The following is a 15,518-nucleotide window of genomic DNA, read 5'->3' on the forward strand; positions in this document are numbered from 1 at the left end:
CACAGATCTTCAATGGCCAAGTCAGTTCCTTTACGTCTGTAATAGGAGCGACCATGGCGCAGCAGTCAAGCCAAGAAAAACAATTAACCCAACCACACGCTACAACTTCAATAGATACACCGATTGTGTTGACGATTGCAGGTTCTGACAGCGGCGGCGGCGCAGGCATTCAAGCAGATATTAAAGCGATGTCCGCGACTGGCAGCTTTGCCTGTTCGGTGATTACCGCTATCACCTCGCAAAATACCCAAGGCGTTTCTGCGATTTTCCCCATTCCTCTCGACCATGTAGAGAGCCAACTTGATGCGGTATTTACCGACCTCAACATCGTTGCAGTCAAAGTAGGCATGCTGGCCGACTCCAACATCATCAAAGTCGTTGCCAACAAAATTAAACAATACCAACCAAAACACCTCGTGATTGACCCTGTAATGGTGGCCACCAGCGGTGATCTATTACTGGAACAATCGGCAATCAGCACTTTAAAAGAAGAATTGATTCCGCTCGCAGACATCATTACCCCTAACCTACCAGAAGGCGCAGCCTTGACGGGTAAGCCAGTCCCTCAGTCAGAATCTGAAATGAACGATATGATTGCTGATTTACGCGCGCTCGGTGCAAAAGCGGTGCTGTTAAAAGGCGGCCACTTAGAAAAAGACGAAAACAGCAACGATCTGCTGATCATGCAAGACAGCACCGAGTTAATCAGCGCTAAACGCTTTCCAACCAAAAACACCCATGGCACTGGCTGCACGCTGTCTTCTGCTATCGCGTCTTACCTTGGCCAAGGCAACAACCTGCACAAAGCAGTGCACCTTGGTAAGCAGTACATTAGCCAAGCTATCGCGCACGCAGACGAATTGGATGTCGGTAAAGGTCACGGCCCTGTGAACCACTTTTTTGCAGGTCCTAATTTTGGGAAAAGTAAAGATGTGCGCTAATGCACTCGGCATTCAGCTTACCGAAGCAAGTCTACAATACAAAGACAGCCAAACACCAACATTATCAGGGTTGAGTATGACCATCCCTGCCAATCAATGGACTGTGTTACTTGGTCGTAGTGGTTGCGGAAAAACGACGATCCTTCGTTATCTAGCGGGTTTGTTAGACGACAAAGTCGAATGGCATGGTGAATTAACCACAACGGATGGCATCGCTCTGCACGAACGTATCGCCTACATGGCACAACAAGACTTGTTGTTGCCGTGGTTAAATGTGTTAGACAACGTCTGCCTAAGTTCTCGATTTTCTCAAGACCAATCACCAGAGCAAAATAAACAACGAGCACTGACTTTACTAAGCCAAGTGGGACTCGCCGATTACGCGGATGCTAAGCCAGCTCAGCTCTCTGGCGGCATGAGACAGCGTGTAGCCCTTGCCCGCACTCTGATGCAAGACAAGCCTCTAGTTCTGATGGATGAGCCTTTCTCTGCGTTGGACGCGGTTACTCGCCATAAGTTGCAAACCTTGTCTGCCGAATTACTGAAAGATAAGACGGTTGTTCTTATTACCCACGACCCACAAGAAGCGGTGCGATTGGCTCACCAACTCTATGTACTGCAAGGCACGCCTGCGCAAGCTCAGCACTTAATTGTTCCGGGTTCTACGCCTCCACGAGTTCTCGATGGAGAATGCGCGGCGCTACAACAAGCGATTTTGGATCAATTGGAGAAAGACTATGAGTGATATGACTCAGTACAACTCCGTTTCGACACGTATTAGTATAAAAGAACGCGTGACCCATCCGGCTCTGCGCTTAGTCATCAGCACAGCGGTGATCTTGGGATTGTGGCAGTTGGTTGTTGTGATATTCGACATGCCAAGCTTCATCTTACCTTCACCAATTGAAGTGCTGGATAGATTGGTCACTCGTTACGATGTCTTGCTCAAACATACTTGGGTTACCGCGCAAGAGATCTTACTTGGCTTAGCGCTTGGATTGTCGATGGGTTTGCTGTTCGCATTGCAAATGCTGATGTTTGAGCCGCTGAAGCGTTGGTTACTGCCCATTCTGATTGCTAGCCAAGCGATCCCTGTGTTCGCCATCGCGCCAGTGCTCATGCTTTGGCTTGGTTACGGCATTGCGTCGAAAGTCGTCATGGCGGCGATCATCATCTTTTTCCCCGTCACGACATGTTGCTACGACGGCTTACGCAATACACCAACAGGTTACCTCGATCTTGCCAAGACCATGGGCGCGTCTAAATGGCAGCTACTTCGTCATATTCAATTGCCTGCCGCCCTACCAACTTTAGCCTCAGGTATTCGTGTTGCCGTCGTTATTGCGCCCATTGGAGCAGTGGTCGGTGAGTGGGTAGGTTCAAGTGAAGGCTTGGGTTATCTGATGCTCCAAGCCAACGCTCGCATGATCATTGATGAGATGTTTGCGGCGCTGTTTATCCTCGCCGTGCTGTCTATCGCACTCTACTTCATCACCGATAAATTATTGAAAAAAGCCATCCCTTGGGAAAGCAAGTAATTGCAAAAAATAACCAAAGGAAATTGGGAAAGAAAAGGAAGAACCCGTGAATAAAAACAAACTTATGAGCGCTGCTGCTCTACTCGCTTCAGTGGTATCAACCAACGTGCTTGCCGCTGAAAAAGAGATGACACTGATGTTGGATTGGTTCGTCAATCCAAACCATGGTCCTATCGTTATTGCCAAAGAGCGTGGTTACTTCAAAGAACAAGGTTTGAAGGTCAACATTCAGGAGCCCGCAGATCCAAGCACGCCACCTAAGTTGGTCGCGGCGGGTAAAGTCGACATGGCGATTTCTTACCAACCAAGCCTAACTATCGATGTCGCAGCTGGTTTGCCACTAATCCGCTCTGCGACTTTGATTGCTACGCCACTCAACACGCTGATGGTGTTGGACAACGGTAAGAATGAAAACCTTGGCGACTTGAAAGGCAAGAAGATCGGTATTGCGATCGCAGGCAACGAAGAAGCGACTATCGGCACCATGCTAGCTCAAGAGGACGTGAAGTTTTCTGACGTACAAATCATCAACGTAGGATGGGCACTGTCTTCGTCTCTTGCGTCTGGCAAGGTGGATGCGATTTGGGGCGGTCTACGTAACTTCGAAACCAACCAACTTGCACTAGAAGGTTATAAAGCTAAGGCCTTCTTCCCTGAAGAACACGGAGTACCAGCGTATGACGAGTTAGTCTTCGTAGCCAATGCAAAAACCTACGACAAAGAAGCCATCAAGGCATTCAACAAAGCGCTAGAGCAAGCAACCACTTACATCGTTAACCATCCAAATGAGTCGTGGAAAGAGTTCGTGGCTTATTCACCAGACACCCTCAACAACGAGCTTAACCAACGCGCTTGGAACGACACGCTAACTCGTTTCGCTCTTCGTCCATCTGCAGTAGATCTGAAACGCTACGATGATTATGCCAAATTCATGTATTCACAAAAAATCATCGAAACACTGCCAAAAGCGAAAGATTACGTACCGAGCTTTGACTAATTCTACTGACCTTAGGATCCAAGCCTAGGGTCTTTTGATAACGAGATACCCATAATGAAATACCAAGATTTGATCGACGCTTGCCGCCAAGATTGGCAAGAATACACTGAGCATGCTTTCGTGCAGCAATTGGCGCAAGGCACTCTGGCTCAGCCTTGCTTTCTGCATTACCTAAAACAGGATTTTCTTTTCCTAAAGCAGTACGCCCGAGCTTACGCATTAGCGATCTACAAAGCGCGTACTTTGGATGACATGCGCCGCGCTCTCCCAAGCGTACATGCATTGCTCGATTCTGAAATCGCCCACCACGTGACTTACTGTGAGCAATGGGGGCTGACGGAGTCCGACCTAGAAAGCGAGCCAGAAGATTTCGGCACTGTGGCTTACACCCGCTACGTATTGGATGCTGGCATGACGGGCGATCTTGTTGATCTTTACGCAGCACTTGCTCCTTGCTCTATCGGTTATGCCGTTATCGGTAAGATGCTGATTGAAGATGAAAAGACAGTACTCGAAGGCAATCCATACGCAAGTTGGATCAACCTCTACGGTGGTGAGGAATTCCAATCTGGTGTCGCAAAAGGTGCAGAACACTTTAATCAGTTATTGGCGGAAATCGATATCAATAGCCAGCGCGGTCAAAACCTGATTCAGGTATTCAAAACTGCAACGCGTATGGAAGTGGCATTCTGGCAACAAGGCCTGAACGCTCAGCAAGATTAATCGGAGAGTCTCATGCTAATTGAACAAATCACCGAAGCATTAACCGCAGTGCGCCAGCAAAAGCCGTTAGTCGTCAACATCACAAACTACGTGGTGATGAACAACACGGCAAACGCGCTATTGGCCATCGGTGCTTCTCCAATCATGGCGCACTCCAAGCAGGAAATGGCAGAGATGATGTCGTTCGCTGGCGCACTGGTTATCAACATCGGTACCCTAGACAGCGTTTGGACACCGCGTATGAGCTATGCCGTAGAGCAAGCCAATACCAATGGTAAAATCGTTATACTCGACCCAGTCGGTTGCGGAGCAAGCTCACTACGTACAGAGACATCACGTGAGATCGCTCGCCTTGCAAATAAGCTGATCATTCGTGGTAACGCCTCAGAAATCATTGCACTCGCTGGCGAGCAAGCACAAAGCAAAGGCGTCGATGCGTTAGACAGCAGCGACACAGCACTTGGCGCAGCGAACTTCTTAGTCGCAGAGTATGGTGCAAGTGTGGTGATTTCTGGCGAGACTGATTACATCGTCACGAAAGAGCAAACTGTGCAGCTAAACAACGGTCACGAGATGATGCCATACGTAACCGGAATGGGTTGTACGCTAACGGCTCTTACAGGCGCTTTTGCTGCTGTTGGTGATAACACCGGACTTGCTGCAGCGGCGGTACTAGGCGTTGTTGGAGAGATTGCAGCGGAACAAGCTCGCGGCCCAGGTAGCCTGCAAATAAACTTGTTGGATGAGCTTTATCAGTTGGATGAAGAAACACTGGCCAAACGCCTAAAGCTGCACGTGCAATAAGCTTTTATCTCTTTTAACACTAGCCTCTCAATCCTCTTTCAATGAGAGGCTTAAAGGAAACCCAATGAACGCCTATCGTTTATATTTGGTCACCGATGACCAACAAGATTTAGCCACACTAAAGCGTGTTGTGAAAAAAGCCGTGGAAGGTGGCGTGACCATGGTACAAGTCCGCGAAAAACACGGTGATGTGCGTGCGTTTATCGAACGAGCTCAAGCCGTCAAAAACATCCTTAAAGATACCGATGTGCCTTTGATCATCAATGACCGCGTTGATGTTGCACTGGCTGTCGATGCTGATGGGGTCCACCTCGGGCAATCAGACATGCCAGCAATCATTGCTCGTGAGTTGATTGGCCCAAACAAAATTCTCGGTTTATCTATCGAAAATGAAGAGCAGCTTGCAGAAGCCGACTCTCTGCCGATTGATTACATCGGTTTGAGTGCGATCTTCGCGACGCCAACCAAAACCAACACCAAAAAGCATTGGGGTATTGATGGGTTGAAAATGGCGTTAGAGACGACTTCACTGCCGATTGTTGCCATTGGCGGCATTAACGAAAGTAACATTCCGCAGCTTAGCGCCACCGGTGTTCATGGCTTGGCTTTGGTTTCAGCAATTTGCCACGCGGAAGATCCAAAAGCCGCGTCGGAGTATCTATTGGGTTTGATGAGCTAACCTTGCTCACTCCTGAACAAAGCGCTTGTGGATGAGCGCGTTTGCCTTTCAGTACTTTCAACAGCCCCTCCTTTCACAACGGAGACCTGCAATGTCACTTTCAAGACCGAATTGACAGAGCGTTGATAAGTTTGTCACATCGATTGTCGTAAGATAGCCGCCTATTTTCGACTGCTGTATGACTTTTCATGAAAACTAAAAAATACGGTTTGATGATGCTCGCCTTGTTCATTCTTGGCATCATCCCACTTTCGCTGTTTGCCTCGTATCACGATCTTACTTCTCACGTTTCTGACGGCACAGGCATTCTCTTTACTCTGCTAACCGACTCTGCGGGCAGTAAAGGCTTTTTGATCACTCTAACGCTGTTGGTGTTATCACTTTACCGCTTCAAGCCAAGCCAGTCTGACTGGATGCAAAAACTCTCCATGCTGGGATTGTTACTAGTGATTGGTTTTGCCAGCAAAACAGGCTTAAAGCTGATGACAGAAAGCCCGCGTCCCTACACCGAATTGCTTGCCGCAGAGCAATTGATTGAGCATCCAGAAGCGTTTTATCAACTAGAAACCGCTCAGCAAGCGAATGTTATTGGGCAAATTTCTGAGAAAGTCAGCGAATGGCGTACTCGCCACTGGCAAGGTGAAAAAGATTACTCTTTCCCATCTGGTCATACGATTTTCGTTTCTATCTGTTTAGCCTTCTTTGGTGGGTTATTTTTGCAAAACAAGTGCTATTTCTCTGCCGCTACCTTATGGGTGTGGGCAATGGGCGTGGCGTACAGTCGCTTGTGGCTCGGCATGCACCGGATTGAGGACTTGATTGGTTCAGTGGTGTTTGTCGCTGTGGTATTTACCTTACTGCCTAGATTTCAAATAACTAAAAGAGCGCCTTTTTTTACCTTAGCAATCAAGTAAACGCCTTAAAAAATAGAGAAAAAAGAAGCCAGCAAGTTGCTGGCTTCTTTAGTTTTGTATCTTTGGTTCTGACTGAGCTTAACCGTTCTTAGGCGGTGTAAATGCCGTTAGCTCTAGCACTGGGCCTTCGTACTTCTCGATACGAACCAATGCAGATTTCGCCGCACAACCGTTCGCAAGGCGAGAGGTTGGAATATCGAGCGTTAGAACGTTACAGCCACCGTTTTTACAGATGCCTGTTTTCGGATCTAGATCTGGCTAGCCACCTTCGTGAATACATACTGAACCTTGCTTGATGCCATCGGTAACCAATGCACCAACTAGAACTTGACCACGGCCATTGAAGGCACGAACAAGATCGCCGGTCTTAATACCACGCGATTTTGCGTCTTCTGGGTGGATAGAAATTGGCTCACGGTCAGCAATCGCGTACTCTTCACGAATCTTCGCGTAGTTGAACTGGCTGTGTAGACGATGCGCCGTGTGCGCCGTCATTAGCTGAAGCTCGCCATCTGTTGCATTACCTGTGTACTCTGTGACTCCATCCATGTTGGGTGTGGAGGACAATCTTCAAGCTGGTAGCCTTCAATCGTCTTAGAGAAGATCTCGAATTTACCACTTGGCGTACCTAGTGGGCTCATGATTGGGTTTTCACGGAATTCAGCATAACGAACGAACTGCGCGTTCTTCTCGTTCCACTTCATTTCGATCAATTGGTTATCTTCCCAGAATGTGCTGAAGTTTGGCATTGCGATGCGCTGGCCACGACCGCCTTGCTGCGCCGCTTTATAGAAGCCGTATAGCCATTCCATTTCAGTCTTGCCTTCGGTGTAAACATCACGTCCGCCCGGAGCAAGTAGTTCTGCCATGTCCGCGAATACATCAAAGTCGTTACGAGCTTCACCTTGAGGCTCAACCACTTGCTTCATTGGTACTAGGTGTTGGTTACTGTAGTCACCTGTCATGGTCATATCGTTACGCTCGAACGATGTGGTGATAGGTAGAACAATATCCGCGTGCTTCGCTGCAGCTGTCCACTATGGTTGTTGGGTTCACTGTACCAAAGTCACCGATGCTGATAGACGTCACTGGGTAAACCACTTTCGCATCGGCTGCTGTCTTGGTAGTGAAGCTCATCAGCGTTTCAAACGCTTTGCTATCAAGTTCCGCTTCTGGAGCGAAGTGCGCTACGCCTTTGTGACAGTCGATACACGTTTGGTCATTCGCTTTGCCGTATGCGTGCATCTTCGCCGCATCACGTGATTGCTCGAACTCTTCCATTGCATCGAAGTCGTGACAAGAACGACAGGTTGCCGAATCGTTTTCACGGAACTGCTCCCAAACCATCTCAGCAAGTTCAGTACGGTGTGCTTCATACTTCTCTGGCGTGTCGATCTTACCTGTTACAAACTCATGGTAGATGTCTTTTGAAGCGCGGATTTTAGTGACCAAGTAATCCATTGGCTCTTTCGGAATGTGACAGTCGGAACATTCTGCGCGAATACCTTTGGCGTTACTGAAGTGCACTGAGCCTTGGTACTCTTTACAAGGGATTTCCATAGAGTGACAAGAGAGACAGAACTCAGTGTCAGATGTGTAATGCATCACTGCTGCGTGCCACCTAAAGTTAGCCAGCCCACACCAATACCCACTGCCACCATTGCGGCGATATAACGTTTTTTAATTGACATAATTAGAAATAAATGTTTACAAGTTCACATGCTTTGTCGCATGTTTACCGCTTTAGTAGTATCTGGTAATTGATCTGAGTCATACGTACACCCTAGGTGGTGACTTATTTTTCGTTATCGAGAGACTCCTTAGCATATTCCATATATCCGAAAAATCTTTCTTGACCAAACCTATTCGCCATAACGATAGATGTTGTTTATCAAAGCACTTTTGATATGTTTGTGTGAGATATAAAAACTCGATCACATGGAGGCGATTCAAACGTGTTATCTCTACCCATTTCCACCCCAAGAACGGAGCTTAAACCGCTAACGAAAAGTGATTGGGATCTGTATCGCCGCTTGAGTAGCGAACCACAAATCATCGCGCTTTGTTTTGACCCACCGACCGATGAGGAAATGCGCCAAAATTTCGAATCGCGGTTACCTGCATGGACACCGCAAAGCGAGCATTGGTTATGTTTGGTGATTTATGAAAAACAAAGCGCACGACCAATCGGCATCACAGGATTTGTATTACAAGATAGCATTGCTGAAGTCGGGTATTTATTGCTGCCAGAATTTTATGGCCAACAGTTTGGTACGGAATCCCTTACCGGTGTGATAGAGTGGGCGTTTGAGCAGCACAAGATTTCTCAGTTTTCCGCCACGGTCACAGAGGGCAATATTGGCTCTGAGCGAGTGCTGGAAAAATGTGGCTTCAAACTCACCGAGACCATCCCCGAAGCCTATGAAATAGGTGGGAGAAAGTACGCAGATAAGCTCTATTCATTACACAAATAATATTCACGACAAAAATAAGGACGTGTTTTGCAGAAAGTAGTCATCATCACAGGCGCAAGCCGAGGCATCGGAGCCGCAACCGCCAAATTACTCGCCAAACAAGGCTACGCCGTATGCGTTAACTATCGCGCGCAAGTCGAGGCTGCCGCGCAAGTTGTTCGAGAGATTGAAGAGATTGGCGGTATAGCCATCGCCATCAAAGCGGATGTTTCCGATGAGCAGCAGGTACTCTCATTGTTTGAACAAACCGAACAAGCACTCGGTAAAGTCACTCACCTCGTCAACAACGTGGGCATCTTATTCACTCAATCTCGTCTTGCGGACATGAGCCTTGAGCGATTCCAAACTGTGATGAACGCTAATGTGACGAGCTGTTTTCTTTGTTGTAGAGAAGCAGCAAAACGATTTGAATCTGGCAATGCGATTGTTAATGTTTCTTCTGCCGCATCCCGCTCTGGTGCGCCATTTGAATACGTTGATTACGCTGCCTCTAAAGGCGCAATGGACTCACTAACCAAGGGGTTATCTTTGGAATTAGCTGAGCAAAACATTCGTGTAAACGGTGTTCGCCCCGGCTGTATTTACACCGATATTCATGCCGATGGCGGCGAACCGAATCGAGTCGACAGGCTCAGTGAAAAAATCCCTCTCAAGCGGGGTGGCACGGTAGGTGAAGTGGCCAATGCCATCGCGTGGCTACTCAGTGATGAAGCTTCTTATGTCACAGGTTCGTTTATCGATCTCGCAGGCGGAAATTAGGGAACAGTAATGAAAATCAGATCAGCGACACCCGACGATCTCGACGCACTTTTTGATTTAAACAAACAGATCAACGAGCTTCACCACCTTTATGCACCACAGGCATTTGTTGCTCCATCAGAAGAAGACAGAACTTTTTTGAGGAATATGTTAGCTGATGAAGAACGATTGTTTCTCGTCGCAGAGGAAGGCCAACAAGTACTTGGTTTTATAACCGCTACCATCACACAAAATGAAACCATTAGCTTTTTAATCAAAGACCCGATTTGCCGCATTGGCACCATCGTTGTCGATGAAAATCAGAAATCAAAAGGCGTAGGCCGCGCCTTAATGGCAACTGTCGAGCAGTGGGCTCGTGAATCTGGTGCGATCCAAGTGCGATTGGAAGTGATGGAGTTTAACCGTGACGCACAGCAGTTTTATGACAGACTGGGCTTTGTTCCCAACTCCCGCCTTATGATGAAATGTTTGTAACGATCACGACATTTAAGCGAATTTCAGCATTAAAGCTTACGTGAATCGCATTTATCTTTCACGCTTTCCTTCCCTTTTCGAAAAGACGATATGATGTACGGATATACCCAAGTGACTTCAAGATGCAGGATTCAGAGCGTTGTCATTGATTCGAGGTCAAGGAAAACAACGCAGTGTAATAGCTAGCTCTTTCCAAGTTGTTTGAAGCAGAGATCGAGTCAATGAAACGCTCCCAAAGGGCGAGTTGTCTTGGCTTGTATACTTTGTTGTCGATTCTTGATTTGGGCCCACCAAACCTTTAAATCGCCGCGCGTCTACAAACCAAGTCATTCTCGCTGAACCAAGCATCTCGAGGTTACTTGGGTATAAAGGAGATTCGAACATGATATATCTTTTCGATTGGGGAAACACCTTGATGGTCGATTTTCCTCACGCACAAGGAAAAATGTGCGATTGGGAACACGTTGAAACCGTTCCTCAAGCCAAAGAGACTCTGGCTCAACTCACACAAGATAACCAAGTTTATATCGCAACCAGCGCATCAGATTCAGCGATGGAAGATGTACAAAAAGCCTTTCAACGAGTTGGACTCGACCAATACCTCTCTGGCTACTTTTGCTTTGCAAACCTTGGTATTGCCAAGCATCAGCCGGATTTTTATCTTGCGGTCGCAAAACAATTGGGCGTTGAGCCGAGCCAACTCACCATGGTTGGCGACTTACCAGAAAAAGACATTTACCCAGCAATGGACGCAGGGTTAAACGTCGTTTGGTTCAACCCTAAAAACCTCCCTGCGCCAAGCGAACCCATCCCAAATCAAATACGTTGTTTGTCCAAGTTGCTACGCATCTAACCGGCATACACACAAATACACTTAAGCCACTAAACTTTATGCACCAGTCAAGGAAGATGAATGCAGATTAGACCGATTACCGTCAACGACATTGACCACTTTATTTCGCTCTGGAATCGCGTTTATGAGGAAGGAGAATACTTACGCTCGCCAGCGCCAGACAAAACAATGCTGAATGAGGTAATCACTCGTGTAGAGAAAGAGTCCATTCCCCAGTTTGTGGCCTTTGATGAAAAACGCTTAGTCGGCAGCATTGAAATTTTCCCAGCTGAAATGTGTGGCTACGAAGGTGGTGAATTTGCCAAAACTGGCTTCCTCGGCATTCATATAGACCAACAATATCGAAACCAAGGGTTAGGAAAGAAGCTACTTGAGACTGCTATTCAAAGCGGCTGGCAATATGGCTATGACACCATCGCACTTCACGTTTATAAGAGCAATCAGCGAGCGATTACCTTGTATGAAAAATTTGGCTTCGAGCATTGTGGAGAGCTGGGTGAAGTGCTGCTGCCCAACGGCAAATACCTGATGAGTCAGAAAATGGTCTTAAAGCATCCGTAAGTTGATATTAGGAACGGGAACCTTTGGTTATCAACTGACTTACTATCAACGCTTGGGTTTCAGGGTAGAGAGCGTGGATAAAGATCACTTCTTACTCCACTACCCAGAACCAATTTGGGAGAACGGTATCCAGCACAAAGACATGCTGCGTCTGTATCTGGCGCTTTAAACATAAATGCTTAGTTAGCTTTTCATATCCAACTTCTTACCCAAGTATTCAATTTCAAAAGTTGCATACCCAAGTCTTACCGCCTCGAAAGAGTGCATCAGGCTCTGCGCCTGCTGAGCACCTTTCGCCAATACATCGATAGAGTAAATCGGACGCTCAGTACCATCCTCTAATAGTTGGGTATTGATATAAGATGAAGTAACAGAGCCAGAGTTATTCAAGCTAATCACTCGCTGTAAATCGATACCCAAAACACGGTTCATTTCGAACGTTTCAACACCTTCTCTCCAGCTTAGAGTCGCACTATAGCTCTCAATTTCAGGATTGCTATCTAGCCATTTAGCCCCTAATGATTTGATGCTAGCGATTTTAACGTAACCTTTCTGAAAAAAAGGGAAGTCTTGTAGCTTAGCCTCAACTGCAGCTTTATTTTTTGCAGATAGCACTAAATGCAGAATCTTTGCGGGTTCACCATCAATAGGACTTTGTGTAACGAACACACCCTTAACATCACCTTGCTCAATCAATTGACTAAACACGGTCTTCAATTTTGGTATTGTTTTTAGGAGCGGCACTGATTTCTCGGTGTTCCAAGCCAGCTCCACACTGTAATCAGCAGCAAAGTTAGAGAAAGAAGCCAATGTAAGTATGCTTAATAGAATGATTTTTTTCATGAAGTTACCTTTCACTTATTCATTTTAGTTTTACTTCAAAACAGATTCCAAGTCTGGACCGTCAGCTTACCAGCGACTCCGGTACGTACGATGACAGCTACGGCAAGCATTCAGAGACTGTTTAAGTCCTTCTTCAGCTAATGAGGATTCTTGTCTCTGTGCGGCATGATATAAATCCATAAACCCTTCATCCATTTGCAGCATCAAACGGTTGAAGTTATCAGGTTTGTCCCACACTTCTTTCTTTGCTCTGGTATCGGCTTGACTTCCTTGCGGAAAGGCATACTGCAATTGTGCGCTCTGACGAGTGAGTTCAATCCCAATCTGCTCTAGGGTCTTCCAGTCGATATTGCTGCCTTTCAATTCTTTACCTGCTTTTTTAGACAGGGACTCAATTTGATCAAATGCGCTCTGACGTGTTTCGATTTGAACGCTGAAATCTTGTGCAATCAGTATCCTAGGAACAAAGATGGTTGGTAAAAGTGCAATCAGTGCCAATGTCTTTCTCATTGTTTTCTCCTTGATTTTCGTTTTTGCTGTATTTTGCACTTAATTTACATAACAAATATTGCGCACGCAACTGTTGTTATGTAAATTGCACAAAAAGATCATCATACAAAGAAAGGATTAAAGTAATTATGAAAATTTGGGATTTAGCAACGCGACTTTATCACTGGGCCCAGGCATTACTTTTTATGGCTTTGATGGCATCAGGACTGTCTGGCATAGGGCCACACACTCAATTGGGATTAATGCTATTTACCTTGTTACTATGGCGATTAATTTGGGGAGTGATCGGCAGCGAAACCAGCTTGTTTCGCCAGTTTCTCCGCGGGCCAAAAGATGTTATTTCTTACTTGAGAGGTAAGTCGACCGCGACCGTAGGGCATAATCCTGCTGGCGGTTGGATGGTGGCTGCATTACTGACGACATTACTTTTACAGTGTATGTCTGGAATGGCTCTCAGTGGCCTATTCGATACGTGGCCATATTCCGATATTTGGCTTAACGATAACGTCTTTGCGAAGGTTGAGTGGTTACACCTAACCTTCGCCGATCTTTTGCCTTTACTGGTCACCTTACATATTGGTGCAATCTTTTTCTATAAGCTGAAAGGTAAGCCCTTAGTGAAAGCGATGATCACGGGCAAACAAGCCCAAATGAACAAGCACACACTCTTAACGGAACAAAAAATTGTCTATCTCGCGCCACAAAGCCATGCTTTCTGGGTGCTTGTTGCTGCAACTTTGGTTACTATTGTGATAGTTGCTTTATCATAAGAGTAAAAAATGAGCGAACAGTTTGAAAGACAAGACAACTTTGGCTGGATGATCAATGTCGTTGCAAACGATGCAGCTAAGCGACTTGATGCCGAGTTCAAAAAACATGGGCTTACTATTGCACTGTGGCCGACCATGATGTGTTTGTGGGAGGAAGAAGGCGTGACGCAGCGCGATATCGCAGCTAAATCAAAGGTAGAAGATTCAACCACAACTCGTACATTAGATAAGTTGGAAAAGTTAGGGTTAGTCGAACGCCATCCCCACCCAAAGTGCCGACGCTCTTTCCATATCTACCTTACGGAGGAAGGACGAAGCCTCAAAGAAACCTTGCTGCCAATTCCATTGGCTGTTAATAAAGAGTTGATGAGTCCGCTAGAGCCAGCAGAGCAAAAAGAGATGCTTCGCTTGCTAAATAAGTTGGTCGCAGAGATTTAATGATTCGCTAAGTTTTTCCGCCCCATTAATAAATAAAGCCCTAAGTTCTGCACTTGGGGCTTTATGCTTTTATGCTCGCGCCTGTTTGCTTGATGTATAACAACCTTCTGCAGCCTGCCCTCTAACCACCGAACGCGTCGACGCTTGATTTACGTATTAGCACGCTTCATGTTCCAAGGTGTACCCTTGTGGCCAAATATACACCACACGATCTAAACTAGAATGGGTAGCGAACTGTATAGCATTGAAGCTAAGTATCACTATCGAGCAGAGTTTGTAATATGTAAGCGTGTTGTTCCTCCACTTACTTTAGGTATATGTTCCCTTTACCCTGTACAAAATTTGATTTAAACATTGATAAATTGGGCTTTTTCACGACTAAGTAGACCGCTGTCGCCGCCAAGACAAAACCAACAATGCCCATCCAATCAAACGACTCACCGAAGGCAAACCAAGCTTGAAGCGCCGTGGTCGGAGGCACAAGGTAAAACACAGAAGCAACACTCGATGCCGCACCATTCTTCACCATGTACAGCAACAACAGAATCGCCACACAAGACAGCACGACCACAAGCCAGATTAAGGTCAGAATGAACTCCGTCGTCCATTGCACCTGCATGGTTTCAAACTGCATCGCGATGGGCAGGAACATGGCCAATGCTGCTAGATACTGCACGGTCGCGCCGCCCACCATATCCACTTGTTGGCAGTATTTCTTTTGATACAGCGTGCCAACAGTAATACCAAAAAGCGAAGACAGACACACACCAATCGCTAAGGTTTTGTGCAAATCTGATTGCCACTCCATCTTACCCATGAGCACCATAGCAATACCAACAAAACCCAAGGACAAACCAATCCACTGTGATGGTTTGAACTGCTCAGATGCGAACGCCACCAACAATACCGCCGTTAAAATAGGCTGTATCCCGACGAGTAGCGAACTTAAGCCCGCCGGCATTCCCAAACTGATGGCGAAGTACGTTCCACCCAGGTAAAAGCCGTGAATCAATATCCCGACAAAGCAGCTGTGCCAAAAATCTTTTCCCGTTGGAATGCGACGACGCAGAAAAGTCACAATCACCAGAAACAGCAGGACATTAAACGCCATGCGAATCGACAACAAGGTCGCAGGCTCGGCGTACTGCAAACCAAATCGCGCACCAACAAATCCAGAAGCCCAAAGGATCACAAATACAAAAGGAATGGCTCTAATTAACATGATTCGCTCTCACTCTAC

At 46.5% G+C, this 15,518-nt stretch carries 18 protein-coding genes and 3 pseudogenes; 16 read left to right on the forward strand and 5 right to left on the reverse strand.

Going from position 1 to position 15,518, the window contains the following annotated elements:
- Positions 1-53: 53 nt before the first annotated feature.
- From thiD to A8140_RS22610, 8 genes are all read left to right on the forward strand, one after another.
- On the forward strand, positions 54-941 hold the full coding sequence (gene thiD, locus A8140_RS22575) for a bifunctional hydroxymethylpyrimidine kinase/phosphomethylpyrimidine kinase (RefSeq protein ID WP_005534805.1): 888 nt from the start codon (positions 54-56) through the stop codon (positions 939-941).
- On the forward strand, positions 931-1,686 hold the full coding sequence (locus A8140_RS22580) for an ABC transporter ATP-binding protein (protein WP_038863766.1): 756 nt from the start codon (positions 931-933) through the stop codon (positions 1,684-1,686). The genes thiD and A8140_RS22580 overlap by 11 nt, the downstream gene beginning before the upstream one ends.
- Entirely contained in the window at positions 1,679-2,479 is an 801-nt protein-coding gene (locus tag A8140_RS22585) for an ABC transporter permease (RefSeq protein WP_005534808.1), read from the forward strand. The genes A8140_RS22580 and A8140_RS22585 overlap by 8 nt, the downstream gene beginning before the upstream one ends.
- Positions 2,480-2,525: 46 nt before the next feature.
- Positions 2,526-3,476: an ABC transporter substrate-binding protein gene (locus A8140_RS22590; RefSeq protein ID WP_005534810.1), complete on the forward strand. Its 951-nt coding sequence runs from the start codon at positions 2,526-2,528 to the stop codon at positions 3,474-3,476.
- Between the two features lie 54 nt (positions 3,477-3,530).
- A complete protein-coding gene (gene tenA / locus A8140_RS22595) occupies positions 3,531-4,199 on the forward strand; it encodes a thiaminase II (RefSeq protein ID WP_005534812.1) in 669 nt (222 codons plus the stop codon).
- A gap of 12 nt (positions 4,200-4,211) precedes the next feature.
- Complete coding sequence (gene thiM / locus A8140_RS22600; RefSeq protein ID WP_005534813.1) at positions 4,212-5,003, forward strand: hydroxyethylthiazole kinase; 792 nt, start codon at positions 4,212-4,214, stop codon at positions 5,001-5,003.
- Positions 5,004-5,067: 64 nt separating this feature from the next.
- Positions 5,068-5,682 carry a thiamine phosphate synthase gene (thiE, locus tag A8140_RS22605; RefSeq protein ID WP_005534815.1) on the forward strand — a complete coding sequence of 205 codons (615 nt, stop codon included), beginning with the start codon at positions 5,068-5,070 and terminating at the stop codon, positions 5,680-5,682.
- Positions 5,683-5,870: 188 nt separating this feature from the next.
- The gene (locus A8140_RS22610) at positions 5,871-6,596 is read left to right on the forward strand and encodes a phosphatase PAP2 family protein (protein WP_005534816.1); all 726 of its coding nucleotides are present in this window, start codon (positions 5,871-5,873) and stop codon (positions 6,594-6,596) included.
- A 78-nt stretch (positions 6,597-6,674) separates the two neighbouring features.
- Here the strand turns inward: A8140_RS22610 and A8140_RS25935 are convergent.
- Positions 6,675-7,633, reverse strand: a pseudogene (locus A8140_RS25935) (molybdopterin dinucleotide binding domain-containing protein); the annotation flags it as partial.
- Positions 7,620-8,287: pseudogene (locus A8140_RS26035) on the reverse strand (NapC/NirT family cytochrome c); the annotation flags it as partial. The pseudogenes A8140_RS26035 and A8140_RS25935, both read right to left, overlap by 14 nt.
- Before the next feature lie 264 nt (positions 8,288-8,551).
- Between A8140_RS26035 and A8140_RS22625 the strand changes: the two are divergent.
- The 6 genes and pseudogenes from A8140_RS22625 to A8140_RS22650 all read left to right on the forward strand — a co-directional run.
- On the forward strand, positions 8,552-9,070 hold the full coding sequence (locus A8140_RS22625) for a GNAT family N-acetyltransferase (protein ID WP_005534818.1): 519 nt from the start codon (positions 8,552-8,554) through the stop codon (positions 9,068-9,070).
- A 27-nt stretch (positions 9,071-9,097) separates the two neighbouring features.
- A complete protein-coding gene (locus A8140_RS22630) occupies positions 9,098-9,829 on the forward strand; it encodes an SDR family oxidoreductase (protein WP_005534820.1) in 732 nt (243 codons plus the stop codon).
- A 9-nt stretch (positions 9,830-9,838) separates the two neighbouring features.
- On the forward strand, positions 9,839-10,303 hold the full coding sequence (locus tag A8140_RS22635; protein WP_005534821.1) for a GNAT family N-acetyltransferase: 465 nt from the start codon (positions 9,839-9,841) through the stop codon (positions 10,301-10,303).
- A gap of 382 nt (positions 10,304-10,685) precedes the next feature.
- The gene (locus A8140_RS22640) at positions 10,686-11,156 is read left to right on the forward strand and encodes an HAD family hydrolase (protein WP_005534825.1); all 471 of its coding nucleotides are present in this window, start codon (positions 10,686-10,688) and stop codon (positions 11,154-11,156) included.
- Positions 11,157-11,216: 60 nt separating this feature from the next.
- A complete protein-coding gene (locus A8140_RS22645; RefSeq protein ID WP_005534827.1) occupies positions 11,217-11,717 on the forward strand; it encodes a GNAT family N-acetyltransferase in 501 nt (166 codons plus the stop codon).
- Positions 11,707-11,886 (forward strand): annotated as a pseudogene (locus A8140_RS22650) (GNAT family N-acetyltransferase); the annotation flags it as partial. The gene A8140_RS22645 and the pseudogene A8140_RS22650, both read left to right, overlap by 11 nt.
- A gap of 14 nt (positions 11,887-11,900) precedes the next feature.
- Here the strand turns inward: A8140_RS22650 and A8140_RS22655 are convergent.
- Positions 11,901-12,560, reverse strand: a complete 660-nt coding sequence (locus A8140_RS22655) for a hypothetical protein (protein WP_005534830.1) — start codon at positions 12,558-12,560, stop codon at positions 11,901-11,903.
- A 66-nt stretch (positions 12,561-12,626) separates the two neighbouring features.
- Complete coding sequence (locus tag A8140_RS22660) at positions 12,627-13,070, reverse strand: cytochrome c (RefSeq protein ID WP_005534832.1); 444 nt, start codon at positions 13,068-13,070, stop codon at positions 12,627-12,629.
- Between the two features lie 128 nt (positions 13,071-13,198).
- Between A8140_RS22660 and A8140_RS22665 the strand changes: the two genes are divergently transcribed.
- Both A8140_RS22665 and A8140_RS22670 read left to right on the forward strand, forming a co-directional pair.
- Positions 13,199-13,840: a cytochrome b/b6 domain-containing protein gene (locus A8140_RS22665; protein ID WP_005534834.1), complete on the forward strand. Its 642-nt coding sequence runs from the start codon at positions 13,199-13,201 to the stop codon at positions 13,838-13,840.
- 9 nt (positions 13,841-13,849) lie between these two features.
- Entirely contained in the window at positions 13,850-14,278 is a 429-nt protein-coding gene (locus A8140_RS22670; protein WP_005534836.1) for a MarR family winged helix-turn-helix transcriptional regulator, read from the forward strand.
- A gap of 304 nt (positions 14,279-14,582) precedes the next feature.
- Here the strand turns inward: A8140_RS22670 and A8140_RS22680 are convergent, their stop codons facing one another.
- On the reverse strand, positions 14,583-15,500 hold the full coding sequence (locus A8140_RS22680) for a DMT family transporter (protein ID WP_005534838.1): 918 nt from the start codon (positions 15,498-15,500) through the stop codon (positions 14,583-14,585).
- Between the last annotated feature and the right edge of the window lie 18 nt (positions 15,501-15,518).

Origin of the sequence: Vibrio campbellii CAIM 519 = NBRC 15631 = ATCC 25920, assembly GCF_002163755.1 — a bacterium.
Lineage (GTDB): Bacteria > Pseudomonadota > Gammaproteobacteria > Enterobacterales > Vibrionaceae > Vibrio > Vibrio campbellii.

Bases quoted from the DNA above. Each gene is read 5' to 3' on its own strand.
- thiD (WP_005534805.1), top strand. From the start codon at position 54: ATGGCGCAGCAGTCAAGCCAAGAAAAACAATTAACCCAACCACACGCT.
- A8140_RS22580 (WP_038863766.1), top strand. From the start codon at position 931: ATGTGCGCTAATGCACTCGGCATTCAGCTTACCGAAGCAAGTCTACAA.
- A8140_RS22585 (WP_005534808.1), top strand. From the start codon at position 1,679: ATGAGTGATATGACTCAGTACAACTCCGTTTCGACACGTATTAGTATA.
- tenA (WP_005534812.1), top strand. From the start codon at position 3,531: ATGAAATACCAAGATTTGATCGACGCTTGCCGCCAAGATTGGCAAGAA.
- thiM (WP_005534813.1), top strand. From the start codon at position 4,212: ATGCTAATTGAACAAATCACCGAAGCATTAACCGCAGTGCGCCAGCAA.
- thiE (WP_005534815.1), top strand. From the start codon at position 5,068: ATGAACGCCTATCGTTTATATTTGGTCACCGATGACCAACAAGATTTA.
- A8140_RS22610 (WP_005534816.1), top strand. From the start codon at position 5,871: ATGAAAACTAAAAAATACGGTTTGATGATGCTCGCCTTGTTCATTCTT.
- A8140_RS22635 (WP_005534821.1), top strand. From the start codon at position 9,839: ATGAAAATCAGATCAGCGACACCCGACGATCTCGACGCACTTTTTGAT.
- A8140_RS22640 (WP_005534825.1), top strand. From the start codon at position 10,686: ATGATATATCTTTTCGATTGGGGAAACACCTTGATGGTCGATTTTCCT.
- A8140_RS22645 (WP_005534827.1), top strand. From the start codon at position 11,217: ATGCAGATTAGACCGATTACCGTCAACGACATTGACCACTTTATTTCG.
- A8140_RS22655 (WP_005534830.1), bottom strand. From the start codon at position 12,560: ATGAAAAAAATCATTCTATTAAGCATACTTACATTGGCTTCTTTCTCT.
- A8140_RS22660 (WP_005534832.1), bottom strand. From the start codon at position 13,070: ATGAGAAAGACATTGGCACTGATTGCACTTTTACCAACCATCTTTGTT.
- A8140_RS22665 (WP_005534834.1), top strand. From the start codon at position 13,199: ATGAAAATTTGGGATTTAGCAACGCGACTTTATCACTGGGCCCAGGCA.
- A8140_RS22670 (WP_005534836.1), top strand. From the start codon at position 13,850: ATGAGCGAACAGTTTGAAAGACAAGACAACTTTGGCTGGATGATCAAT.
- A8140_RS22680 (WP_005534838.1), bottom strand. From the start codon at position 15,500: ATGTTAATTAGAGCCATTCCTTTTGTATTTGTGATCCTTTGGGCTTCT.